Genomic DNA, 22,914 nt, shown 5'->3' with positions numbered 1-22,914 from the left:
TTTGGGAAATGTCCCACCGGGTCATCCGAATTTTCCACAGCTTGAGGGAAAATTTCAGACAACCCGGTGCAACAGACCTGACTCAGGAAGACAGGTAAGAGGAACGGGTCAGACCCAGACGCAAGGCATCGAGGAACTGCGTGCGTTCGCTGGCACTGATGCGGGCACTGGCGCACTTGTCGCGGTAGTGAGTCATCAGTTCTTCCGGCGACAAATGCACGTAACGCAGCATGTCTTCGATGGTGTCGTGGGTCTCGATACCGGCGTGGTACACGCTGCCATCGGCGTTCTGGTAGATGTTCACCGAGTCGGTGTCACCGAACAGGTTGTGCATGTCGCCAAGAATTTCCTGATAGGCGCCGACCAGGAACACGCCCAGCAGATAGTCTTCACCTTCGTTCAGACCGTGCACCGGCAGGCTGGTCTCGATGCTCTGCTCGTCGACGTACTGGTTGATCTTGCCGTCGGAGTCGCAGGTCAGGTCTTGCAGCACGGCGCGACGCAGTGGCTCTTCATCCAGACGATGCAGCGGGATGATCGGCAGTACCTGATCGATCGCCCAGGTATCCGGCAGGCTCTGGAATACCGAGAAGTTGCAGATGTACTTGTCGGCCAGCTTGTCGTTCAGTTCGTCGAGCACCTGGCGATGCGAACGCTGACGTGCCTTCAACGAGTTGTGCAGGCGACGGCACACGGCAAAGTAGCACTGCTCGGCCAGGGCTTTTTCCGCCAGGGTCAGTTTGCCGTCGGCATACTGGGCGGCCACGTCGCTCATGTAGTGGGTGGCGCGCCAGTAGGTCTCGGTGACCATTTCGATGTCGGTCGGGCCAAGCAAGTCGACCAGCCACTGCACGGTTTCCGGCAGGTTTTCCTTGTTTTCGATCAGCGGGATTTCGTCGTTATGCTTCTCGACGTCGGTCACCTGCACCACCAGCATCGCGTGGTGCGCGGTCAGCGAGCGGCCGCTTTCGGAGAAGATGTGCGGATGCGGCAGGCTCTGCGCGTCGCAGAATTCCTTGAGCATGCCGACCACGACACCGGCGTAATCGTCCATGTCGTAGTTGATCGAACTGGCATTGCGCGAGTGGGTACCGTCGTAGTCGACACCCAGACCGCCGCCGACGTCGATGTGATCGACCGGCAGGCCCAGGTTGCGCAACTCGCCGTAGTAACGGATCGCCTCCTTGAAGCCGTGCTGGTAGTCAGCCAGGTTGGCGATCTGCGAACCCATGTGGAAGTGCAGCAGACGAATACCCTGATCGAGGCCGGCGGCGCGGAAGCGCTCGACCACCGACAGCAGTTGCGCCGCCGACAGACCGAACTTGGATTTCTCGCCACCGGTGTCCGCCCACTTCGACGACGCCAGCGACGACAGACGCACGCGCAGGCCGACCTGTGGCTTGACCTTCAGCGAGGCAGCTTCTTCGATCACCAAGCCGACTTCGGATTCTTTCTCGATCACGATGAACACGTTGTGGCCGAGTTTCTGGCCCATCAGCGCCAGACGGATGAACTCGCGGTCCTTGTAACCGTTGCAGACGATAGTGCCGCCCTTCGGCGCCAGCGCCAGCACCGCCAGCAGCTCAGGCTTGGAGCCGGCTTCCAGACCGATGGAAACGTTCTGGGTGGCGATGATGTTCTCGATCACCGCTTCTTGCTGGTTGACCTTGATCGGGTACAGCGCGGTGTACTTGCTCTGGTATTCCAGGCGCTCGATGTTCGAGTCGAAAGCACCGGTCAGTTGACGGACACGGTCTTGCAGGATGTCGGGGAAACGCACCAGCAACGGCAAGGACAAGCCGCTCTTGCGCAATTGGTCGACTTGTTCGAACAGGTCGATAGGCGAGCTGCTCGGGCCGTTCGGACGAACTTCGACGCGACCGGCGTCATTGATCGCGAAATACCCGGCCCCCCAATGGCGAATCCCGTAAACACTGCGGCTGTCCGCAACTGTCCATTGGCTGCCATCGTCTTTACGTGTGCGTCGTACGGACATCGAAGTCCCCTATAAAGAAGTCATAGTGCGTCGCCTGATTGCAGGCCGGCGCAGTCTAAAGAATGAAAATGACGGTTCGTCAGTGCGGCGGTAGACCGCACTGACTGCGTGGAGTTTAGAAACCGGTATGAACAGGCTCTGTGAAAACCATGGAGACGACGCCGGCGCTGAACATGCAGAACCGGATCAAGCCGCGGGTGGTTTTCACAGAGGCTGCTAGCCGCCGGACTTCTTCGCTTTGAAACCGTGTTTGATCAGCTCTGCCAAGAGTAGCTCGACATGATCGCCCTGGATTTCGATGATCCCGTCCTTGAACGCCCCGCCGGTGCCGCAACGTTTCTTCAACGTTGTCGCCAACTCTTTGAGGGCGTCTTCGGCCAGTGGCACGCCGGTGATGGTGGTCACCGTCTTGCCGCCACGGCCCTTGCTCTCGCGACGCACGCGGGCAATGCCGTCCCCGGCCGGGATCACGGTTTGTTTGCAGATACAGGCGTCCACCGGTTTACTGCATTCCGGGCAATGACGACCTGCGTCGGTGGAAAATACCAGGCCACCAAGGGCGGCGAAGGATGCGGCTTTTTTGGCCACCGGCAATCCTCTTGGGAGGACAAAGACTGATCGCGACCTTGGGCAAGGTCATCGACCGCGAAGCCCCACTCAGGCAGGGGCAGCGCTACTGCACCGCGTGCTTGAACAAAAGCAGGTCGGTGCAGCTTGAAAAGGTCGCGCAGTGTAACGGCAAAAAGCGCAATTGCTAAGAGCCAATCGGCGCCAATTTATGTGTTCTTTGCGACGCCGCTCTGCTGCGCCTTCAGATAGCGCTTCAACGCGGCCAGAGAGTCCGGGCAGTAAGGCTTTTGCTGGATTTCCAGCATTACCTGATCGACCGGAATAAAGCGTGCTTCCAGGACCTCTTCCGGCTGCAGTTTCAGCGGGCCATCCCACACCGCGGAAAACGCCGAGCACCACAGGCGATTGCCGGTGTCCTCGAAGAAGAAATGATCGTGGGCGGTCAGTTCCACCCCGCTCACGCCCAACTCCTCTTCCAGCTCGCGGGCGGCCGATTCGGCGTAGGTCTCATCGGCCTGCACCATGCCGCCGGCAGCCACGTCCCAGTAACCGGGGTAAATGGCCTTGCTCAAGGTGCGCCGATGCACGCAGAGTTCGCCGGCAGAGTTGAACAGCATGATGTAGGTACCGCGACCGATCAGGCCACGCTCACGCAGATCGGCTCGCACCAAGGCGCCGAGCAGATTGTCCTGCTCGTCGACCCAGGCGATCTGTTCGGCATCGGAGGCGGCGCGGTGCGCCGCCTCTTTGGCGCTATCGACCATGACTCAACCCTGATTGAGCAGTTGGCGCAGATCGATCACTGCGGCGTTGGCCCGGGAAATGTAGTTGGCCATGACCAGCGAGTGGTTGGCCAGCACGCCGAAGCCGCTGCCATTGAGAATCATCGGACTCCAGACCGGCTCCTGCGACGCTTCCAGCTCACGGATGATCTGGCGCACGCTGACCGTAGCGTTCTTTTTCGCCAGCACATCGGCGAAGTCCACTTCGATGGCGCGCAACAGGTGCGACAACGCCCAAGCCTGGCCACGCGCTTCGTAGAACACGTTGTCGATCTGCATCCACGGGGTTTCGACGACTTCCTCGTCAACCTGCGGTACTTCGCCAACCGCCGGCACTTCGGTTTTCAGCGCGGTGTTGAGCTTGACCCGGCCGACACTGGCGGACAGACGTTGCGACAGCGAACCCAGACGGGTGCCGACATCGCCCAGCCAGTTGTTGAGGTTGTCGGCGCGGGCGTAGAACAAGGCGTTTTTCTGCGTTGGATCAGACAAACGCGCCTGATAGCGGCTCAGGGAATTGATGCCTTCCTGATATTCCGATTCGCTCGACGGCAGGATCCAGCTCTTGTTGTCGAAGTTGAAACGCGGTTCGGCCTTGGCCAGATCGGCATCTTCGGCCGACTGCGACTGCGAACGGGCGAAGTCCTTACGCAGGGCACGGGTCAGGTCACGTACCTGCACCAGCACGCCGTATTCCCAGCTTGGCGTGTTGTCCATCCACAGGCCAGGCGGGAAACGGTCGTTGGAAATGTAGCCGCCCGGCTTGGTCAGCAACGTACCGGCAACGGTCTTGAGGGTTTCGACCGTGGTGTAGCCGACGACCATTTGCTTGCCTTCTTTCTCGGCAGCCGCCTGGGCATTTTGCGCCACCGGAAACAGCGCCGGCTCCTGGCTCCAGTACCAGCCCAGGCCGATGGTCACCAGCAGATAAATGCCGATCAGCGTGGCCAGCGCGCGGCTGAACAACAGCCCGCCCACATAGCTGCGGGTGGCCGACTTCGGCTCAGCGGCACGTTCAGGCGCGCTGCCCGCGCGGTTCTTCCAGTCCAGCATGGCGATATCCTTTCAATCACTTGGGTTCAACGGTTCGACCACAACCATACAACAACGTGCCAAGGCCGGCACCCGCCATTGAAGAGAAGCAGAAAATCCACGGAACGCGCGGCATCGCCCCGCGAACTCTCTAGGGGTTTCCCTGATGCACTATCACCAAAGACGCCCCGGAACAGGCAATTGCAGATCGACGCCTGTCTGCAGCGCAGCGTTGCACACACAGGTGTTTTGACCCGTCGATCAGCGCCATACGCCCGGTTTACGGGAGGCTCACCGACGAACAGGTTCAATCTGATACCACCCGGTCAGAAACTGAATTGTGCAGCACCGCAGATTATTGACGCACGACACTCATATAAGGGAAAAGAGGTGCTAGCATAGAGCCACCAGTCGATCTCAGCATGCGCCCTAACTAGTAGTCAGGATATGACCGAGCCAGAAGACCCCAGCCGTGAGCGCCTCAAGCACCACTTTGCCCAGCGGGTAATTCATCAGGCACGTCAGATTCTTGAGATATGGCAGCGCCTGCAACGCAGTGAGTGGTCCACCGCCGACCTCGCCGAACTGAGCGAGGCCAATTTGCGTCTGCTGCGTTTTGCCGAGCGCTTCGAACAGCCCGAGCATACGCAACTCGCACGTCATATCGGTCAGTCGCTGGAAGCGGTGGACGCCAATCGTGGGCGCCTGAGCAGCGGCCTTATCACCGATCTCAATCGCTTGATGCAGCGCCTGTCGCGCACCGGTCTGCGCCATGGCGATCAACTCGATCAGACCTTCCTGCCGCCACTGCGCAAACCGATCTACGTCATGTTGCAGGATCACGACCGCGCCGAGCGGCTGGCCAAGCAGCTGGAATTTTTCGGCCTGACCGCGCAGGCGCTGGACAGTGTCTCGGCGTTTCGTTCCTCGATGGTTGAGCGCTTGCCCGCCGCGATCGTCATGGACGTGGACTTCAGCGGGCCCGGCGTCGGCCTGCAACTGGCTGCCGAAGCCCAGGTCGGCCTGGAAGAACCGCTGCCGCTGCTGTTTTTCAGCCTGCACGAAACCGACACCCCGACCCGCCTCGCCGCCGTGCGCGCCGGCGGCCAGGAATTTCTCACCGGCACCCTCGAAGCGTCGAGCCTGCTGGAGAAGATCGAAGTCCTGACCTGCGTCGCCCAGTACGAACCTTATAAAGTGCTGATCATTGACGACTCTCGCGCCCAGGCCTTGCACACCGAGCGCCTGCTCAACAGCGCCGGAATCGTCACCCGCACCCTGATCGAACCGATCCAGGCGATGGCCGAACTGGCGGATTTCCAGCCGGACCTGATCATCCTCGACATGTACATGCCGGCCTGCACCGGCACCGAACTGGCCAAGGTCATCCGCCACAACGACCGCTACGTCAGTGTGCCGATCATTTATCTTTCGGCCGAGGACGATCTGGATAAACAGCTCGACGCCATGAGCGAGGGCGGCGACGACTTCCTGACCAAACCGATCAAGCCGCGACATTTGATCACCACCGTGCGCAACCGCGCCGCCCGTGCGCGCAACCTCAAGGCGCGGATGGTCCGCGACAGCCTCACCGGCCTGTACAACCACACGCACATCCTGCAATTGCTCGAAGACTGCTCGTTCCGCGCCCGTCGCGAGAACAAGCCGCTGAGCTTTGCCATGCTCGACATCGACCACTTCAAACGGGTCAACGACAGCCACGGCCACCCGATGGGCGACCGAGTGATCAAGAGCCTGGCACTGTTCCTCAAGCAACGCCTGCGCAAGACCGATTTCATCGGCCGTTACGGCGGCGAAGAATTCGCCATCGTCATGCCCGACACTGATATAGAAGCGGCGCACAAAGTGCTCGACGAGATCCGCCAGCGCTTCGCCGAAATCCACTACCCGGCGCAGCCGCACGATTTGTGGTGCACCTTCAGCGCCGGCGTAGTGGAAATGCACGAGGACTCCGACAGCCTGATGATGGCCAGTCAGGCCGACGAAGCGCTGTACCGCGCCAAAGGCGCCGGACGCAATCGGGTGCAGACCGCGCGCGACTCAAAGCAAAGTGCCACTTTTTCATCGGAATCCACCGATTCGGTCATAACCCTGTAACAGAACCGCAATAAATTCAGGCGCTTACCATTCCTGCCGTTGGTAGCCGTCATGCGCCTGAAGTTGCTCACCAATCTCAACACTCTGCTGCTGGTCGCCGTCTGCGTGGCCCTCGGCGCGACGCTGTGGTGGTCGCAAAAAGCCCTGGAGCGTCCGTATCTGTTGATGGAGCGCTACCTCGGTCTGTCGCAGCAGTTTCAGAATGACGTGGCGCGCAATGTCGAGGACTACCTCGCCAGCGGCGACGCCCTGCGCCTGAGCAGTGCCAGTCAGGCCATCGACGGCTTGCAGAAGGAACTCGGCGAACTGCCGCCGGCACTGGCCGACACCCTGCGACCAAGTCTGTCGAGCCTCGAAGAATTCAGCAAAACCGACCTACTCGCGGCCGGCAAACTGGCCGGTGATCCGCAGGCGTTGCTGTTGCAGGCCGAACGCGAACTGAGCGCCAGCCTCGATCAACTCAGCACCTACGCCAATGGCAACGCGTCTTACCTGACGCCGCTGCTCGTCGCCTCGCAACACTTGGGCAAGCTGTCGCTGGCCCGCGACAAACTGGTCAGCAGCGGCCGCAGTGAATTGGCCGCCGACGTCGAGCGCGAAGTCGACAATATCCGCATCCAGGCTCAGGCCATCGACGCCCTGCCCCTGCTCGGCGTGGTCGCCAAGAACGAATCCGGCAGTGATGATTTCGCCGCAATGATGGGCATCGAAAGCACCGAAAAAGCCGCCGCCGAAGACGCCGGGGTCGGCCTCAAGCGCGAACTCAACAGCCTGCTCGGTCGTTACCCGGCGGAGCTGGCACGCACCCGCGAGCAGATCCAGAAACGCACCGACCTGAGCACCGCGACCCACCTGAAAATCGCAGCCGTGCAACATGCCATCGCCGGACTCGAGCCGGTGGTACGTGCCCAGCACGGGCAGATCCAGGGCGAAGTGCGCCTGATGCAAGGCGTGATGATCGGCCTGATTCTGCTGATCGCGCTGTTGATCGACACCCTGCAACGGCGCCTGTCGCGCACTTTGACCAACCTTGCTCCAGCGCTATCGACTTGGGCCGAAGGCGATTTCAGTCGCGACATTCAGTTGGGCAAAACCAACCGCGAACTGCATGACATCGAGGCTTCGCTCAACCGCTTGCGCGCGTATCTGGTGGACCTGGTCGGGACGATTCGCGGCAACGCCGAACAGGTCGCAGGCAGCAGCCGCACCCTGGCCGAGCTGAGCAATGACCTGCACACCGGCGCCGAGCATCAGGCCGGCGACACCGCGCTGATCCGCGATTCGCTGGGTGAGCTTGAAGCGACGATTCAGCAAGTCGCTGGCGATGCGCGACAGGCCGCCGATGCCAGTCGCCATGCGGGTCTTGCCGTCGAGCACGGACAAGCCGTGATCGGCCAGAGCCTCACCGGCCTGCATGCGCTGGTCGGCGAGGTGCAAGGCAACGCGCAGATGATCGAGCATCTGGCCGAAGAGTCGGCGACCATTGGCGGCGTGTTGACGGTGATCCGCTCGATCGCCGACCAGACCAACCTGCTGGCGCTGAACGCGGCCATCGAAGCGGCGCGGGCCGGGGAAATGGGCCGTGGTTTTGCTGTGGTGGCCGAAGAAGTGCGCTCGCTGGCGCAACGCACGGCGGGCGCCACGGCGGAGATCCAGACGCTGATTGCCGGCCTGCAAACTGCTGCCCGACAATCGGTCGAAGGCATGCGCGCGCAAGTCGAACACGCCGAAGCCACGGCCAGTCAGGCACAAGCGGCGGACGGCGCGCTGGACAAGATCGTTGGCGCGATCCAGACCATTTCCGACACGGCGATCCGCATCGCCGATATTACCGCCCAGCAGAGCGGCGCGGTTAGCGAGATTCGTGATCACAGCGAGCGGATCCATCAATTGGGCGGGGATAACCTGCTGCGCATCGGCGAAGGTCGCGAACAGGGCGAGAACCTGCTGGTATTGGGTGGGCAACTGCATACCGCCGTGCAAGCCTTCCGCGTCTGATAAACCGCTATCGCGAGCAGGCTCACTCCTACAAGGGAACGCATTTCAACTGTAGGAGTGAGCCTGCTCGCGATAGCGTCATTCATATCACCGCAAATCTTGCGGAATGACCGGATCAAATCACTCAGTCATAAATTTCGCGCAAACATCGGTCATCGTGCTGGCTATTGCAGAGAACTGGACAGTCACAAAGCCTTTGCGGCATAGTCGCCGGGTTCTGACGACTGCTCATTCATAACAAGGAACACGCAGATGGCGACGCTACTGGTGCTGCACGGCCCCAACCTGAACCTGCTCGGCACCCGTGAACCCGGCACTTACGGTTCAACGACCCTGGCGCAGATCAATCAGGATCTGGAGCGCCGCGCCCGTGAAGCCGGCCATCATCTGCTGTATCTGCAAAGCAACGCCGAGTACGAATTGATCGACCGCATCCACGCCGCTCGCGGTGAAGGCGTCGATTTCATTCTGATCAATCCAGCAGCTTTTACGCACACAAGCGTCGCATTACGTGACGCGCTGCTGGGAGTGAGCATCCCATTCATCGAAGTGCATTTGTCCAACGTGCACAAGCGCGAACCTTTCCGCCATCACTCTTACTTCTCCGATGTAGCGGTGGGAGTGATCTGCGGCCTTGGCGCCAGCGGTTACCGACTGGCCCTGGAGGCCGCACTAGAACAGCTTGAAACACAGGCAACGACTTGAACCACAAGCGTTAAACGCCCCTGACCGACCCTTGGGAGTTGATGATTCATGGATATCCGTAAAGTTAAGAAACTGATCGAATTGCTGGAAGAGTCCGGCATCGACGAGCTCGAGATCAAGGAAGGCGAAGAGTCCGTACGCATCAGCCGTCACAGCAAGACCCCGGCTCAGCAGTACTACGCTCCGGCGCCGATGCAGGCTCCGGCCGCTGCACCTGCCGCCGCTGCCGCTCCAGTGGCTGCTGCCGCTCCGGCTGCCGCTGCTGCTCCTGCGCTGAACGGCACCGTGGCCCGCTCGCCAATGGTAGGCACCTTCTACCGTAAATCTTCGCCAACCTCGCCAGCCTTCGTTGAAGTCGGCCAGACCGTGAAGAAAGGCGACACCCTGTGCATCGTCGAAGCCATGAAGATGATGAACCACATCGAAGCTGAAACCAGCGGTGTGATCGAATCCATCCTCGTCGAAGACGGCCAGCCGGTTGAGTACGACCAACCGCTGTTCACCATCGTTTGAACTGCGGAGAGCCTTTGATGACTGCGAAGTTGGAAAAAGTTCTGATCGCTAACCGCGGTGAGATCGCCCTGCGGATTCTGCGTGCCTGCAAAGAGATGGGCATCAAGACCGTCGCCGTTTACTCCAAGGCCGACAAAGAGCTGATGCACCTGGGTCTGGCAGACGAATCCGTCTGCATCGGCCCGGCTTCTGCCGCTCAGTCCTACCTGCACATCCCGGCCATCATCGCTGCCGCTGAAGTGACTGGCGCTACCGCCATTCACCCAGGCTACGGTTTCCTCGCGGAAAACGCTGATTTTGCCGAGCAGGTCGAGAACTCCGGCTTCGCCTTCATCGGCCCGAAAGCCGAGACCATTCGCCTGATGGGCGACAAGGTATCGGCCAAGCACGCGATGATCGAAGCGGGTGTGCCAACCGTTCCAGGTTCCGACGGCCCACTGCCGGAAGACGAAGAAACGGCGCTGCGCATCGGTCGTGAAGTCGGCTACCCGGTGATCATCAAGGCCGCTGGCGGCGGCGGTGGTCGCGGCATGCGCGTGGTGCACAAGGAAGAAGACCTGATCGCCTCGGCGAAACTGACCCGCTCCGAAGCTGGCGCGGCGTTCGGCAACCCGATGGTCTATCTGGAAAAATTCCTGACCAACCCGCGTCACGTCGAAGTGCAAGTGCTGTCCGACGGCCAGGGTCACGCCATCCATCTGGGCGACCGCGATTGCTCGCTGCAACGTCGTCACCAGAAGGTGCTTGAAGAAGCACCGGCACCGGGCATCGACGAGCAGGCACGCCAGGAAGTTCTGGCTCGCTGCGTCAAGGCGTGCATCGACATCGGCTACCGTGGCGCCGGCACGTTCGAGTTCCTGTACGAGAACGGTCGTTTCTACTTCATCGAAATGAACACCCGTGTTCAGGTGGAGCACCCGGTTTCGGAAATGGTCACCGGTATCGACATCGTCAAGGAGATGCTCAGCATCGCCGCTGGCAACAAGCTGTCGTTCACGCAGGATGACGTGGTCATCCGCGGTCACTCGCTGGAGTGCCGGATCAACGCTGAAGACCCGAAAACCTTCATGCCGAGCCCGGGCACGGTCAAGCATTTCCACGCCCCAGGCGGCAACGGCGTTCGCGTCGATTCGCACCTGTACAGCGGTTATGCGGTTCCGCCGAACTACGACTCGCTGATCGGCAAGCTGATCACTTACGGCGCCACCCGCGACGAAGCCATGGCGCGCATGCGTAATGCCCTGGACGAGATCGTGGTTGACGGGATCAAGACCAACATCCCGCTGCACCGTGATCTGGTTCGTGACGAAGGCTTCTGCAAAGGGGGCGTGAACATTCACTACCTCGAGCACAAGCTGGCTGGCGACAAGCACTAAGCTTCAAGTCCGCACCAGACAAGGCCGCCTTCGGGCGGCTTTGTTGTTTCTACAGGTTTCATAAAACCCTGTAGGAGTGAGCCTGCTCGCGATGAGGCCGGCACATCCAGCATATGTGTCGACAGCACCATCGCCATCGCGAGCAGGCTCACTCCTACAAGGGATGGCGTTTCAAGTCTCTCCCACAAACCGCCTGCGCTCGCGTAAACTTGCGCGCTTCTCGCTGGCCGCTAGGCTGCAATCATATTTTTTTCAAAGGTGCCCGCCATGCCTTGGCTGCAAGTACGTCTCGCCATCAGCCCGGAACAAGCCGAAACCTACGAAGACGCTTTCCTTGAAGTCGGCGCCGTGTCGGTGACCTTCATGGACGCCGAAGATCAGCCGATCTTCGAGCCGGAACTCAACACCACTCCACTGTGGGCGCACACGCACCTGCTGGCCCTGTTCGAGGGCGGCACCGAGCCTGCACCGGTGCTGGCCCATCTGGAACTGCTGACCGGCAGCCCGCTGCCCGAGCATCACAGTGAAGTCATCGAAGACCAGGACTGGGAGCGCAGCTGGATGGACGGTTTCCAGCCAATGCGTTTCGGTCAGCGCCTGTGGATCGTGCCGAGCTGGCACGCCGCCCCCGAGCCCGATGCAGTCAATTTGCTGCTGGACCCGGGTCTGGCGTTCGGCACCGGCACCCATCCGACCACCGCCCTGTGCCTGGAATGGCTCGACGGTCAGGATCTGAAAGACTGCAACGTGCTGGACTTCGGCTGCGGCTCGGGGATTCTGGCGATCGCCGCCCTGCTGCTCGGCGCCAAAGAAGCGGTCGGCACCGACATTGACGTGCAGGCGTTGGAAGCCTCGCGCGACAACGCCGGGCGCAACAATATTGCCGACGAGCTGTTCCCGCTGTACCTGCCGGAAGATTTGCCGCAGGTCAAAGCCGACGTGCTGGTCGCCAACATTCTGGCCGGCCCGCTGGTTTCCCTGGTGCCGCAATTGTCCGGCCTGGTGAAAACCGGCGGTCGTCTGGCGCTGTCGGGCATCCTCGCCGAACAAGGTGAAGAAGTCGCCGCCGCCTATGCGCAGGACTTCGATCTGGACCCGATCGCCAATCGCGACGGCTGGGTGCGTATCACCGGCCGTCGGCGCTAGAATGACCGCCTGCATAAACCGGATCGCCGCATGACCGACAGTTTCGTCACCCAGTGCCCGCATTGCCAAACCAGCTTCCGCGTCAGCCATGCGCAATTGAGCGTGGCCCGCGGAGTGGTTCGCTGTGGCTCCTGCCTGCAAGTGTTCAACGCCGCCAAACAGCTGCTGGAACAACACGCCGGCAAGGAAGCGGTCACGCCGGTGGCGCCGGCCATCGTCCAGCCAGCCCAGGCCCAGCCGCTGGTCAGCGAGCCGCCGCCGGTGGTCGAAGCGCCCGTCAACGACGAACCGCCCGCGCCGCGCGCCATCAGCCAAAAGCAATGGAGCGCCAGTGAGCTGGACCTGGATAGCCTCGATCTGGACGAAGAACTCGCCCGCCTCGAACAACGGGAAATTCAGCCAACCACCGAATTCGGTCGTCAGCGCGAAGAATCCCTGAGCGCTCGGCGCGACAGCCCTGAAGCCGATGAAACGGTGTGGCGCGATAGCCTGTTCAGCGCCCGCGACGATGAACGCCTGCCCGAGCCCGAAGATCAAGTCGAACCCGAGATCGTCGAACCTGAACCGGTAAAAACCGCGCGCACCGAGCCTTCGTTGTCGCTGGAGCCGGTGGACCTGGATGACGAGCCGCCGATCCCGCAACTGCGCCTGCACGACCCGATCGATCCGAATGCCCGCCGCGAACGCCTGTCGGCCAACGTCGAACCGGACGATGACGAGTTGCCCTCGGTCGAACCGCTGCGCAAAAAACGTGAACGTGCCGAACCCGGCGTGCGCGCCGAAGTGCTGCAGGATCTGACCGACGACCCGCTGCAACTGGATTGGCAGAAACGCCGCTCGCCCTGGGGCCGGCGCCTGCTCTGGGGCTTGCTGGTGCTGTTGGCCGCCGCCGGTCTGGCCGGTCAGTACATCGCCTATCATTTCGATGAGCTGGCCCGCCAGGATCAGTACCGCCCATGGTTTCAGCAGTTCTGTCCGCAGATCGGCTGCACGGTGCCGTCCAAGGTCGACATCGCCAAGGTCAAGAGCAGCAACCTGGTGGTGCGCAGCCATCCGGAGTTCAGCGGGGCGCTGGTGGTGGATGCGATCATCTACAACCGCGCGACGTTCTCCCAGCCATTCCCGCTGCTGGAGCTGCGTTTCGCCGACCTCAACGGTCATCTGATCGCCAGTCGTCGCTTCAAACCCGGCGAATACCTCAATGGCGATCTCGAAGGCCTGGCGGAAATGCCGCCGCAGACGCCGATCCACATCGCGCTGGATATCCTCGATCCAGGCCCCAAAGCGGTGAATTACAGCCTGAGTTTCCACTCGCCCGAGTGAACCGCTTCATCGCTTCAGGTTTGACGGCAGTTTTCTGACTTTGTCCACGGCAACCAAACCGCTGGTAATAACAGAATAACTGTTCAGATTTTGTTCAATTCAGCCTTTATCCAGTCATCGAGAGCGGGTATCATGCCAACCCTTTTTCGAACTCTCATGATCCGGCCCCACTTCAGGGAAGTCCTATGTCGGCGGTACGCATCGGCCCATATACATTGCAGAACGGTTTGATTCTCGCCCCGATGGCGGGCGTCACCGACCAGCCCTTTCGTCAGCTGTGCAAGCGTTTGGGCGCAGGGCTTGTAGTCTCGGAAATGGTCACCAGTGACATGAGCCTGTGGAACACCCGCAAGTCGCGCATGCGCATGATCCACGAAGGCGATCCCGAGCCACGCTCGGTGCAGATTGCCGGTGGCGATGCGCAGATGCTGGCGGACGCGGCACGGGCCAACGTCGAACTGGGCGCACAGATTATTGATATCAACATGGGTTGCCCGGCAAAAAAGGTCTGCAACAAGGCCGCCGGCTCCGCGTTATTGAAAGACGAAGCACTGGTTACCGAGATCCTGCAGGCCGTCGTCGCTGCAGTGGATGTGCCGGTGACCCTGAAGATCCGCACCGGATGGGATCGCGACAACAAGAACGGCCTGACCGTGGCGAAGATCGCCGAGCAGGCCGGGATCACCGCGCTGGCAGTGCATGGCCGCACTCGCGCCGATCTGTACACCGGTGAAGCCGAGTACGACACGATTGCCGCGATCAAGCAGGCGGTGTCGATCCCGGTGTTTGCCAATGGCGATATCGATTCGCCGGAAAAGGCCCGCTACGTGCTTGACGCGACCGGTGCCGATGGCCTGCTGATAGGCCGGGCTGCCCAGGGGCGGCCATGGATTTTTCGCGAGATCGAACACTTCCTGCGTACCGGCGAGAAATTGCCGGCGCCGGAACTGAGCGAAGTGGAACGCATCCTGCTGGAGCATCTGGCCGCACTTCACGCCTTCTATGGGGATGTGATGGGCGTGCGCATTGCCCGCAAGCATGTGGGCTGGTATCTCGCAACCTTGCCGGGCGCCAGGGAGTTTCGCGCCCACTTCAATCGTTTGGATGGTACGGAAACACAATGCGCCAACGTTCGGGAGTTCTTCGCCGAGCGTTACAAGAGCCTGACAGGGGACGAAGAAGGGGTGGCCGCATGACGATGATGACCGAGACTTTAGTGAGTGGAACAGCACCCGTGAGCGACAACGTGAATTTGAAACAGCACCTCAATACCCCGAGCGAAGAAGGTCAGACCCTTCGCGGGAGTGTCGAGAAGGCGCTGCACAATTATTTCGCCCACCTTGAGGGCGCGTCCGTCACGGATGTGTACAACCTGGTGCTCTCCGAAGTCGAGGCTCCCCTGCTCGAAAGCGTGATGAACTACGTCAAGGGCAACCAGACCAAGGCCAGTGAGCTGCTGGGACTCAACCGCGGCACGCTGCGCAAGAAACTCAAGCAGTACGATCTGCTGTAAGCATTCAATCAAACCAGAAAGGCGCCCGCGTAAAACCGGTCGCCTTTTTTGCTGACTTCCTTTGCTTTTGATGGAAATTGAGATGACCGACCAGACTACCCGCCTGCCGATCCGCCGCGCCTTGATCAGCGTTTCCGACAAGACCGGGATCCTCGAATTCGCCAAGGAGCTTGAAGCTCTGGGCGTCGAGATCCTCTCCACCGGCGGGACGTTCAAGCTGCTGCGCGACAACGGTGTTGCCGCAGTGGAAGTCGCGGATTACACCGGCTTCGCGGAAATGATGGACGGTCGGGTGAAAACCCTGCACCCGAAAATCCACGGCGGGATCCTCGGTCGTCGCGGTATCGACGATGCGATCATGAACGAGCACGGCATCAAGCCGATCGATCTGGTTGCGGTCAACCTGTACCCGTTCGAAGCCACCATCAACAAGCCCGGCTGCGACCTGCCGACCGCGATCGAGAACATCGATATCGGCGGTCCGACCATGGTTCGTTCGGCAGCGAAAAACCATAAAGACGTGGCGATCGTGGTGAATGCCAGCGATTACGCCAGCGTTCTGCAAAACCTCAAGGCCGGTGGCCTGACCTACGCTCAGCGTTTCGACCTGATGCTCAAGGCGTTCGAACACACCGCCGCCTACGACGGCATGATCGCCAACTACATGGGCACCGTGAATCAGGCTGCCGACGTGCTGAGCACTGAAGGTCGCAGCGAATTCCCGCGCACCTTCAACAGCCAGTTCATCAAGGCTCAGGAAATGCGCTACGGCGAGAACCCGCATCAGAGCGCGGCGTTCTACGTGGAAGCCAAGCCTGCCGAAGTGGGCATCGCCACCGCGACCCAACTGCAAGGCAAAGAACTGTCGTACAACAACGTGGCCGACACCGACGCCGCGCTGGAGTGCGTGAAGAGCTTCGTCAAGCCAGCCTGCGTCATCGTCAAGCACGCCAACCCGTGCGGCGTGGCGGTGAGCCCGGACGCCGAGGGCGGTATCCGTCAGGCCTACGAACTGGCCTACGCCACCGACACCGAGTCGGCCTTCGGCGGCATCATCGCCTTCAACCGTGAACTGGATGCCGAGACCGCCAAGGCGATCGTCGAGCGTCAGTTCGTGGAAGTGATCATTGCCCCAAGCGTCAGCGAAGAGGCGCGCGCCATCGTCGCCGCCAAAGCCAACGTGCGCCTGCTGGCCTGTGGCGAGTGGTCGGCGGATCGCGCTGCGGCCTGGGACTACAAGCGCGTCAACGGTGGCCTGCTGGTGCAGAGCCGCGACATCGGCATGATCGGCGCCGACGACCTGAAAGTGGTGACCAAGCGTGCACCGACCGAACAGGAAATCAACGACCTGATCTTCGCCTGGAAAGTCGCCAAGTACGTTAAATCCAACGCCATCGTCTACGCCAAGAACCGTCAGACCATCGGTGTCGGCGCCGGCCAGATGAGCCGCGTAAACTCCGCACGTATCGCTGCGATCAAGGCTGAGCACGCCGGTCTGCAAGTGGCCGGTTCGGTGATGGCCTCGGACGCGTTTTTCCCGTTCCGCGATGGTCTGGACAACGCAGCCAAGGTCGGTATCACTGCGGTGATCCAGCCAGGCGGCTCGATGCGTGACGCTGAAGTGATCGCTGCCGCTGACGAAGCCGGTATCGCCATGGTATTCACCGGCATGCGCCACTTCCGTCACTGATACAACTCGATCCAAATGTGGGGGCGGGCTTGCTCGCGAATGCAATCTGTCAGCAACAGCCGTTTTGCCTGACACACCGCTTTCGCGAGCAAGCCCGCTCCCACATAAAGCGCTCCAGCAGCGCCTGACAGATTTTTGAGGTTTTTGAAATGAATGTTTTGATCATTGGCAGCGGTGGCCGTGAACACGCCCTGGCCTGGAAAGTGGCTCAGGATCCGCGCGTGCAGAAGGTTTTCGTCGCGCCGGGCAACGCCGGTACCGCGATTGAAGCCAAGTGCGAGAACGTCGCCATCGACGTGCTGGCCCTTGAGCAACTGGCCGACTTCGCCGAGAAAAACGTTTCCCTGACCATCGTCGGCCCGGAAGTGCCGCTGGTGGCTGGCGTGGTCGATCTGTTCCGCTCCCGTGGCCTGGACTGCTTCGGCCCGACCGCCGGCGCTGCGCAGCTGGAAGGCTCGAAAGCCTTCACCAAGGATTTCCTCGCACGCCACAAGATCCCGACCGCCGACTACCAGAATTTCACCGAGATCGAGCCGGCCCTGGCTTACCTGCGTGAAAAAGGTGCACCGATCGTGATCAAGGCCGATGGCCTGGCCGCCGGTAAAGGCGTGATCGTTGCCATGACCCTGGCCGAAGCCGAAGACGCCGTGCGCGACATGCTCGCCGGCAACGCGTTCGGCGATGCCGGTTCGCGCGTGGTGATCGAGGAATTCCTCGACGGCGAAGAAGCCTCGTTCATCGTCATGGTCGACGGCAAGAACGTCCTGCCGATGGCCACCAGCCAGGACCACAAACGTGTTGGCGACGGCGACAGCGGCCCGAACACCGGCGGCATGGGTGCCTACTCCCCTGCCCCGGTGGTCACCGCCGACGTGCACCAGCGCGTGATGGATCAGGTGATCTGGCCGACCGTGCGCGGCATGGCCGAAGAAGGCAACGTCTACACTGGTTTCCTGTACGCCGGTCTGATGATCGACAAGGCCGGCAACCCGAAAGTCATCGAATTCAACTGCCGCTTCGGCGACCCGGAAACCCAACCGGTGATGCTGCGTCTGCAGTCGAGCCTGGTGCTGCTGGTCGAAGCCGCTCTGGCGCAAGCGCTGGACAAGGTTGAAGCACAGTGGGATTCGCGTCCGAGCGTCGGCATCGTATTGGCCGCTGGCGGCTACCCGGGCGACTACGCCAAGGGTGCGGCGATCAACGGTCTGGACGCAGCCGCAGGCCTGGAAGGCAAAGTCTTCCACGCCGGTACGGCGCTGAAGGATGGCAACGTGGTAACGGCCGGTGGTCGCGTACTCTGCGCCACCGCCATGGGCGCCAGCGTGAGCGAAGCGCAGCAGCAAGCCTACAAGCTGGCCGCCGCCATCGACTGGGAAGGCTGCTTCTACCGCAAGGACATTGGCTACCGCGCCATTGCCCGTGAACGTGGCGAAACTCAGGAATAAGCTGTCCTTCACGTCCGGCGCGGGATGCAGTCTCTCGCCGGGCTGTTCCGGCGCCGCGCATCGTTATATTCTGGCATCAACCTACGAAGGGATTTCGCCGTGCGCTGGCTCAGGATTGCCATAAGTTTCACCGTCACGATGCTGACCTTGCTCTGCATGCTCCCGGCCCAGGCCGCGCAAGGCAGTGGCTGGTCGGTATTACTTGACGATCAGGGCAATCTGCAACTGAGCGACATCCGCTCGGCTCGCTACACCAATCAATTCAGCCCCATCGAACTTGATCGCCTCACGGCGGCCGAGCCCGATGGCGCACTGTGGCTGCGTTTCAAACTGGCGCCGGGCAAGCACGAACAAGTGCTGCGGATCTTTGCCCCCGACCTGTCCAACCTCAGTCTCTACGTGCTCGACGGCGACAAGCTGATCGAACAACGCACTTCCGGCACCCAGCAGCCACAAGTCGAACGGCCGCTGCCGAGCAGCGATTTTCTGCTGCCCTTGCCGCAGAGCGACAAGTCCCTCGATGTTTATCTGCGGATGGTTTCCGACCATCAGCTGCGCCCGCACATCACTCTGCAATCGGCGGTGATGAGTGCCGCCGACCAGAACCAGACGCTGATCTTCGGTCTGCTGTTCGGCTGCCTCGGCATGCTGCTGCTGCACAACCTCGTGCGCTACGCCTACTCGCGCTCACGCAGCAGCCTGTGGCTGGCGGTCTGCGAAGGCCTGCTGGGCCTGAGCCTGTTGTTGCTGCTCAACCTCGCAGGGCCCTGGTTGCCGAACTGGCACGCGATCCAGACCCCGGGCGCTTATCTGGCGTTACTGCTGACCGCCCCGGCCGGGCTGATGTTCGCCCTGCGCTTCTTCGCCCCGCTCGGCCCGCACCCGCTGAACAAACTGTTGCTGGGCGACATTCTGTTCATCGTGATCTGCAGCCTGCTGCTGTTGTTCGTCAACACTCTGCCGCTGAACATCATCACCTACGCGCTGGTGGCGCTGGCCGGTCTGAGCATGTTGCTGGTCGGCTTCTATCACTGGCAAAAAGGTTATCGCCCGGCGCGACTGTTCGTGGCCGGGATGGTGGTGTTCAACATCGGCACGCTGATCATCCTGCCGGCGTTGCTGGGGCTGACCCTGGTGTCGCCGCAAGGCCTGATAATGACCCTGATGGGCTTCATCTGCATCAGCGGCCTGCTGATGAGCATCGCCTTGGGTGAACGCCAGCGCAGCATCACCGAAAGCCGTTTCAGCATCAGCCGCGACCTCGCCGCGAGCAATGCCGAGATCAACGCCAAGGCCGAATTCCTCGCCAAGATCAGCCACGAAATCCGCACCCCGATGAACGGCGTGCTGGGCATGACCGAACTGCTGCTAGGCACGCCGCTGTCAGTCAAGCAACGCGATTACGTGCAAACCATCCACAGTGCCGGCAACGAACTGCTGACGCTGATCAACGAGATCCTCGACATCTCCAAGCTCGAATCCGGGCAGATCGAACTGGACGACGTGCAGTTCGACCTCAACGCGCTGATCGACGATTGCCTGAGCATCTACCGCGCCAAGGCCGAACAGCAGAACGTCGAGCTGATCAGCTTCATCCAGCCGCAAGTGCCACGCGTGATCAGCGGCGACCCGACCCGCTTGCGTCAGACCCTGCTGAGCCTGCTGGAAAACGCCTTGAAGAAAACCGACGAAGGCGAAGTGCTGATCGTCGTCGCCCTCGACGAGCGCAGCGTCAAACCACGGCTGCGCATCGCCGTACAGGACAGCGGCCAGCCGATGGAGGCGGAAGAACGCGATGCACTGCTGCACGCCGAACTGCACAGCAAACACTTCCTCTCGGCCAACCGTCTGGGTGGCAACCTCGGGCTGGTGATTGCGCGGCAACTGATTCGCCTGATGAACGGTGAATTCGGGATCAAGAGCGGCGCCAATCAGGGCAGCACCTTGTGGCTGACCCTGCCGCTGGACCCGGATCGCCTCGAACACCCGACCTCCGACCTCGACGGCCCGCTGCAAGGCGCACGCGTGCTGGTGGTGGACGACAACGACACTTGTCGCAAGGTGCTGGTGCAACAATGCAGCGCCTGGGGCCTGAACGTCAGCGCCGTGCCATCGGGCAAGGAAGCATTGGCGCTGCTGCGCACCAAGGCGCACCTGCGCGACTATTTCGATGTGGTGCTGCTGGATCAGAACATGCCCGGCATGACCGGCATGCAACTGGCGGCCAAGATCAAGGAAGACCCGAGCCTGAACCACGACATCCTGTTGATCATGCTCACCGGCATCAGCAACGCGCCGAGCAAGATCATCGCGCGCAACTCCGGGATCAAACGCATCCTCGCCAAACCGGTGGCCGGCTATACGCTCAAGACCACGCTGGCCGACGAGTTGAACCAGCGCAATAAAGGTCAGGTGGTGTTCCAGCCGCAAGTGCTCACACCGGCCACGGCAGCCAAGGTGCCGAGCGACTTCCGCATCCTCGTCGCTGAGGACAACACGATTTCGACCAAAGTGATTCGCGGCATGCTCGGTAAACTCAACCTGCAACCGGACACCGCCAGCAACGGCGAAGAGGCCCTGCAGGCGATGAAGGCCCAGCGTTACGATCTGGTGCTGATGGACTGCGAAATGCCGATCCTCGACGGTTTCTCGGCGACCCAGCAACTGCGCGCGTGGGAAGTCAGCAATCAGCGCATACGCACGCCGATCGTCGCGCTGACCGCGCACATCCTCGCCGAACACAAGGAGCGCGCACGCCAGGCCGGGATGGATGGCCACATGGCCAAACCGGTGGAGCTGTCGCAACTGCGCGAGCTGATCGAACACTGGGTAGCCCAGCGCGATCAGCAGAACCGTACGGCGTCGACCTTTTAAGCAGGTGTACCACGCCAGTTCCAGCGTGACTCAATCGGCTGCGCCGTTCTCTTCGGCTGAAACATCTTCAGTCAGCCTCAACAACGCCACGTTCGCTTCAAGCCTGTCCTGGACTTTCAGGGCGATGGCTGAGCGAACCGGCCCATAAAGCGCTTCGGACAACTTGGCACTGGCAGAGCGCCTGCAAACACTGCCGCGAATATCCTCAGCCTGGAATAGCTCGGCCAAAGGGTTGTCAGCGAGAAGTCGTCCAGTCTCAAACTCGATGTAGACGCTGCTCATCGACATCGGCGAGTGCGCCTCGACCGCCAACAGCCGGACAGTCATGGCGACATCTGACTGATCCGTCGAAACATCGCTGGCGCTTTTCTGCATATAACCCCGCAGCAGCCCTATTGCCGGTTCGCTTGCGGAAAGTTCTGCCAGTCGACGCATGACTGCGTTCGCAACGCCACATTGCTCCACAGCATCCTCGAACTCAGGAGCGACCACCCAGTCAACGATAGACACGCTGTTACCCTGTGCGACGGACAGATCCAACCGTGCTCTGAAATGTCGCAGCCAATATTTGTCCAGAAATTCCATGTAGACGTCATACCAGCCAATACCCGGATTTTTCTCAAGTTTCTTGTTGGCCGCCAGTTGCGCCAACAACAGAGAGTTTATTAAATCCTGATAGCGTTCCGGTTTGTCTGCCGAAGGAATCAGTACAACGGCACCCGCAACGATCAAAACGGAATATTTGCAATTCATATAATCGCCCCCCAAAAAAAAGCAGTCGAACTTCGACTGCTTTTTTCGATTTATCAGATATCAATATCTTCAATCTGATCGATACCCACCAGCTTTTTCTTGATCGTCTCACGCACTGCGTTGGCGACGTCGGTATTTTTGGCAAAGAAAGTTTGAGCTCGATACAAACTTACATTACGAACATCGACATCCACGAACATCACTTTGGTAGAGGTGTTCTTGCGCAGAAAACGCACCGTGCCCAGCGCCATGATTGCCTCACCGTCGAGTTCGACACACGCTCCGGTCGAGATGCCACCCACGCCGTGGTCCAGCAAATTTCGCTCATAAGCGGTCAACGCAGCAGTGTCCCGTTTTTGCAGGGCCGAGATTGCATCACCCGCTACCTTCAGCATCAGAACGCTGGTTGGGCCTGGCAGTGCAACATTAGCCAGCACGGAACCCAGAATCTCCAGTACCAGCTTGTCCATCCGCACACTCGTGCCTTCGACATTGAGGTCATTGTAGTACTGATCGATGGGCGTCCAGCCAGCGAGGGTCATCACCTCACGGAACCGCTTATACCACTCTCGGCCCTGATGCTCTTCGGGGTATAGCTTGTTCGCTGCACGTGTGGCGAACAGAAGAGCGTTTTGGGCATCCGACTTGTTCTGATCCGAAAGTTTGCCAGAAAAACCCATTGTGGCTTCGCCGACAACAGAACCTGTCGACGGTGCCTCGATTTCGTCCCCTACAGCCAACAGGCCGCGAGAGCGAATAACCGGCTTACCACCCACATCACAGGCTTCAATCGCGTTAATACAGGAAGAGATATAAAGCTCATTAACGATTTGGCTATGCACAATAAAAGTCCTTATTATTTATCAGGCAAGTCCCTCTTGAACTTGCAAGAAAACAATAAACAAACAAACCCATCACTACAAACCCAAATCTGTAACATCTTATCCAGCCAACACGACACAACTAACAACATCACACAAAACAACTATCAAAATAAAAAACAAAAAAACCGAAGGCCTCCCGCAGCATCTTCTGCACACACAAGCAACTAACCGACTGATAGACTTGCCGTCATCACTC

At 60.5% G+C, this 22,914-nt stretch carries 18 protein-coding genes; 12 read left to right on the top strand and 6 right to left on the bottom strand.

All coding sequences use genetic code 11. The features are described from left to right. Window positions 1-82: 82 nt before the first annotated feature. The 4 genes from speA to AC1RBR_RS03380 form a co-directional block, all read right to left on the bottom strand. Window positions 83-1,996 carry an arginine decarboxylase gene (speA, locus tag AC1RBR_RS03395; protein WP_095138189.1) on the bottom strand — a complete coding sequence of 638 codons (1,914 nt, stop codon included), beginning with the start codon at window positions 1,994-1,996 and terminating at the stop codon, window positions 83-85. Between the two features lie 216 nt (window positions 1,997-2,212). Further along, the gene (locus AC1RBR_RS03390) at window positions 2,213-2,584 is read right to left on the bottom strand and encodes a translation initiation factor Sui1 (RefSeq protein WP_492562994.1); all 372 of its coding nucleotides are present in this window, start codon (window positions 2,582-2,584) and stop codon (window positions 2,213-2,215) included. Between the two features lie 188 nt (window positions 2,585-2,772). Then, window positions 2,773-3,330 carry an NUDIX hydrolase gene (locus AC1RBR_RS03385; RefSeq protein WP_135294876.1) on the bottom strand — a complete coding sequence of 186 codons (558 nt, stop codon included), beginning with the start codon at window positions 3,328-3,330 and terminating at the stop codon, window positions 2,773-2,775. Window positions 3,331-3,333: 3 nt separating this feature from the next. After that, complete coding sequence (locus tag AC1RBR_RS03380) at window positions 3,334-4,401, bottom strand: DUF2333 family protein (RefSeq protein ID WP_204894436.1); 1,068 nt, start codon at window positions 4,399-4,401, stop codon at window positions 3,334-3,336. Window positions 4,402-4,827: 426 nt separating this feature from the next. Between AC1RBR_RS03380 and gcbA the strand changes: the two genes are divergently transcribed. The 12 genes from gcbA to AC1RBR_RS03320 all read left to right on the top strand — a co-directional run bounded on the left by gcbA (window position 4,828) and on the right by AC1RBR_RS03320 (window position 21,081). Next, on the top strand, window positions 4,828-6,498 hold the full coding sequence (gene gcbA / locus AC1RBR_RS03375; RefSeq protein ID WP_095138187.1) for a diguanylate cyclase GcbA: 1,671 nt from the start codon (window positions 4,828-4,830) through the stop codon (window positions 6,496-6,498). 51 nt (window positions 6,499-6,549) lie between these two features. Next, on the top strand, window positions 6,550-8,496 hold the full coding sequence (locus AC1RBR_RS03370) for a methyl-accepting chemotaxis protein (RefSeq protein WP_492562990.1): 1,947 nt from the start codon (window positions 6,550-6,552) through the stop codon (window positions 8,494-8,496). A 252-nt stretch (window positions 8,497-8,748) separates the two neighbouring features. Next, window positions 8,749-9,201: a type II 3-dehydroquinate dehydratase gene (aroQ, locus tag AC1RBR_RS03365; protein WP_007914604.1), complete on the top strand. Its 453-nt coding sequence runs from the start codon at window positions 8,749-8,751 to the stop codon at window positions 9,199-9,201. Between the two features lie 48 nt (window positions 9,202-9,249). Beyond that, the gene (gene accB / locus AC1RBR_RS03360; RefSeq protein ID WP_024164417.1) at window positions 9,250-9,714 is read left to right on the top strand and encodes an acetyl-CoA carboxylase biotin carboxyl carrier protein; all 465 of its coding nucleotides are present in this window, start codon (window positions 9,250-9,252) and stop codon (window positions 9,712-9,714) included. 17 nt (window positions 9,715-9,731) lie between these two features. Continuing rightward, on the top strand, window positions 9,732-11,090 hold the full coding sequence (gene accC, locus AC1RBR_RS03355; RefSeq protein WP_095138185.1) for an acetyl-CoA carboxylase biotin carboxylase subunit: 1,359 nt from the start codon (window positions 9,732-9,734) through the stop codon (window positions 11,088-11,090). Window positions 11,091-11,357: 267 nt separating this feature from the next. After that, the gene (gene prmA, locus AC1RBR_RS03350; protein ID WP_492562986.1) at window positions 11,358-12,236 is read left to right on the top strand and encodes a 50S ribosomal protein L11 methyltransferase; all 879 of its coding nucleotides are present in this window, start codon (window positions 11,358-11,360) and stop codon (window positions 12,234-12,236) included. Window positions 12,237-12,266: 30 nt separating this feature from the next. Continuing rightward, the gene (locus AC1RBR_RS03345) at window positions 12,267-13,559 is read left to right on the top strand and encodes a DUF3426 domain-containing protein (protein WP_095138184.1); all 1,293 of its coding nucleotides are present in this window, start codon (window positions 12,267-12,269) and stop codon (window positions 13,557-13,559) included. A 185-nt stretch (window positions 13,560-13,744) separates the two neighbouring features. Beyond that, the gene (gene dusB, locus AC1RBR_RS03340) at window positions 13,745-14,755 is read left to right on the top strand and encodes a tRNA dihydrouridine synthase DusB (protein ID WP_007961945.1); all 1,011 of its coding nucleotides are present in this window, start codon (window positions 13,745-13,747) and stop codon (window positions 14,753-14,755) included. Continuing rightward, a complete protein-coding gene (fis, locus tag AC1RBR_RS03335; RefSeq protein WP_003221275.1) occupies window positions 14,752-15,072 on the top strand; it encodes a DNA-binding transcriptional regulator Fis in 321 nt (106 codons plus the stop codon). The genes dusB and fis overlap by 4 nt, the downstream gene beginning before the upstream one ends. A gap of 82 nt (window positions 15,073-15,154) precedes the next feature. Continuing rightward, window positions 15,155-16,762: a bifunctional phosphoribosylaminoimidazolecarboxamide formyltransferase/IMP cyclohydrolase gene (purH, locus tag AC1RBR_RS03330; RefSeq protein ID WP_492562984.1), complete on the top strand. Its 1,608-nt coding sequence runs from the start codon at window positions 15,155-15,157 to the stop codon at window positions 16,760-16,762. A 149-nt stretch (window positions 16,763-16,911) separates the two neighbouring features. After that, window positions 16,912-18,207 (top strand): phosphoribosylamine--glycine ligase, encoded by a 1,296-nt coding sequence (gene purD / locus AC1RBR_RS03325; protein ID WP_492562982.1) that lies wholly within the window; start codon window positions 16,912-16,914, stop codon window positions 18,205-18,207. A 99-nt stretch (window positions 18,208-18,306) separates the two neighbouring features. Beyond that, window positions 18,307-21,081, top strand: coding sequence for a hybrid sensor histidine kinase/response regulator (locus tag AC1RBR_RS03320; RefSeq protein WP_456018592.1), 2,775 nt, complete (start codon window positions 18,307-18,309; stop codon window positions 21,079-21,081). Window positions 21,082-21,111: 30 nt separating this feature from the next. Here the strand turns inward: AC1RBR_RS03320 and AC1RBR_RS03315 are convergent, their stop codons facing one another. Together AC1RBR_RS03315 and AC1RBR_RS03310 are read right to left on the bottom strand one after the other, a co-directional pair. Next, window positions 21,112-21,834: a hypothetical protein gene (locus tag AC1RBR_RS03315; protein WP_492562980.1), complete on the bottom strand. Its 723-nt coding sequence runs from the start codon at window positions 21,832-21,834 to the stop codon at window positions 21,112-21,114. Window positions 21,835-21,887: 53 nt separating this feature from the next. Beyond that, on the bottom strand, window positions 21,888-22,676 hold the full coding sequence (locus AC1RBR_RS03310) for a hypothetical protein (protein ID WP_095138179.1): 789 nt from the start codon (window positions 22,674-22,676) through the stop codon (window positions 21,888-21,890). Between the last annotated feature and the right edge of the window lie 238 nt (window positions 22,677-22,914).

The organism is Pseudomonas sp. GW823-FHT01D03, assembly GCF_058798255.1.
This window is presented reverse-complemented; position numbering and strand designations above follow the sequence as displayed.

What these genes read in the sequence shown, in the direction of transcription:
- accC (WP_095138185.1), top strand. Translation starts at nt 9,732, where the DNA reads ATGACTGCGAAGTTGGAAAAAGTTCTGATCGCTAACCGCGGTGAGATC.
- gcbA (WP_095138187.1), top strand. Translation starts at nt 4,828, where the DNA reads ATGACCGAGCCAGAAGACCCCAGCCGTGAGCGCCTCAAGCACCACTTT.
- speA (WP_095138189.1), bottom strand. Translation starts at nt 1,996, where the DNA reads ATGTCCGTACGACGCACACGTAAAGACGATGGCAGCCAATGGACAGTT.
- dusB (WP_007961945.1), top strand. Translation starts at nt 13,745, where the DNA reads ATGTCGGCGGTACGCATCGGCCCATATACATTGCAGAACGGTTTGATT.
- accB (WP_024164417.1), top strand. Translation starts at nt 9,250, where the DNA reads ATGGATATCCGTAAAGTTAAGAAACTGATCGAATTGCTGGAAGAGTCC.
- AC1RBR_RS03380 (WP_204894436.1), bottom strand. Translation starts at nt 4,401, where the DNA reads ATGCTGGACTGGAAGAACCGCGCGGGCAGCGCGCCTGAACGTGCCGCT.
- purH (WP_492562984.1), top strand. Translation starts at nt 15,155, where the DNA reads ATGACCGACCAGACTACCCGCCTGCCGATCCGCCGCGCCTTGATCAGC.
- aroQ (WP_007914604.1), top strand. Translation starts at nt 8,749, where the DNA reads ATGGCGACGCTACTGGTGCTGCACGGCCCCAACCTGAACCTGCTCGGC.
- AC1RBR_RS03345 (WP_095138184.1), top strand. Translation starts at nt 12,267, where the DNA reads ATGACCGACAGTTTCGTCACCCAGTGCCCGCATTGCCAAACCAGCTTC.
- prmA (WP_492562986.1), top strand. Translation starts at nt 11,358, where the DNA reads ATGCCTTGGCTGCAAGTACGTCTCGCCATCAGCCCGGAACAAGCCGAA.
- AC1RBR_RS03370 (WP_492562990.1), top strand. Translation starts at nt 6,550, where the DNA reads ATGCGCCTGAAGTTGCTCACCAATCTCAACACTCTGCTGCTGGTCGCC.
- purD (WP_492562982.1), top strand. Translation starts at nt 16,912, where the DNA reads ATGAATGTTTTGATCATTGGCAGCGGTGGCCGTGAACACGCCCTGGCC.
- fis (WP_003221275.1), top strand. Translation starts at nt 14,752, where the DNA reads ATGACGATGATGACCGAGACTTTAGTGAGTGGAACAGCACCCGTGAGC.
- AC1RBR_RS03385 (WP_135294876.1), bottom strand. Translation starts at nt 3,330, where the DNA reads ATGGTCGATAGCGCCAAAGAGGCGGCGCACCGCGCCGCCTCCGATGCC.
- AC1RBR_RS03315 (WP_492562980.1), bottom strand. Translation starts at nt 21,834, where the DNA reads ATGAATTGCAAATATTCCGTTTTGATCGTTGCGGGTGCCGTTGTACTG.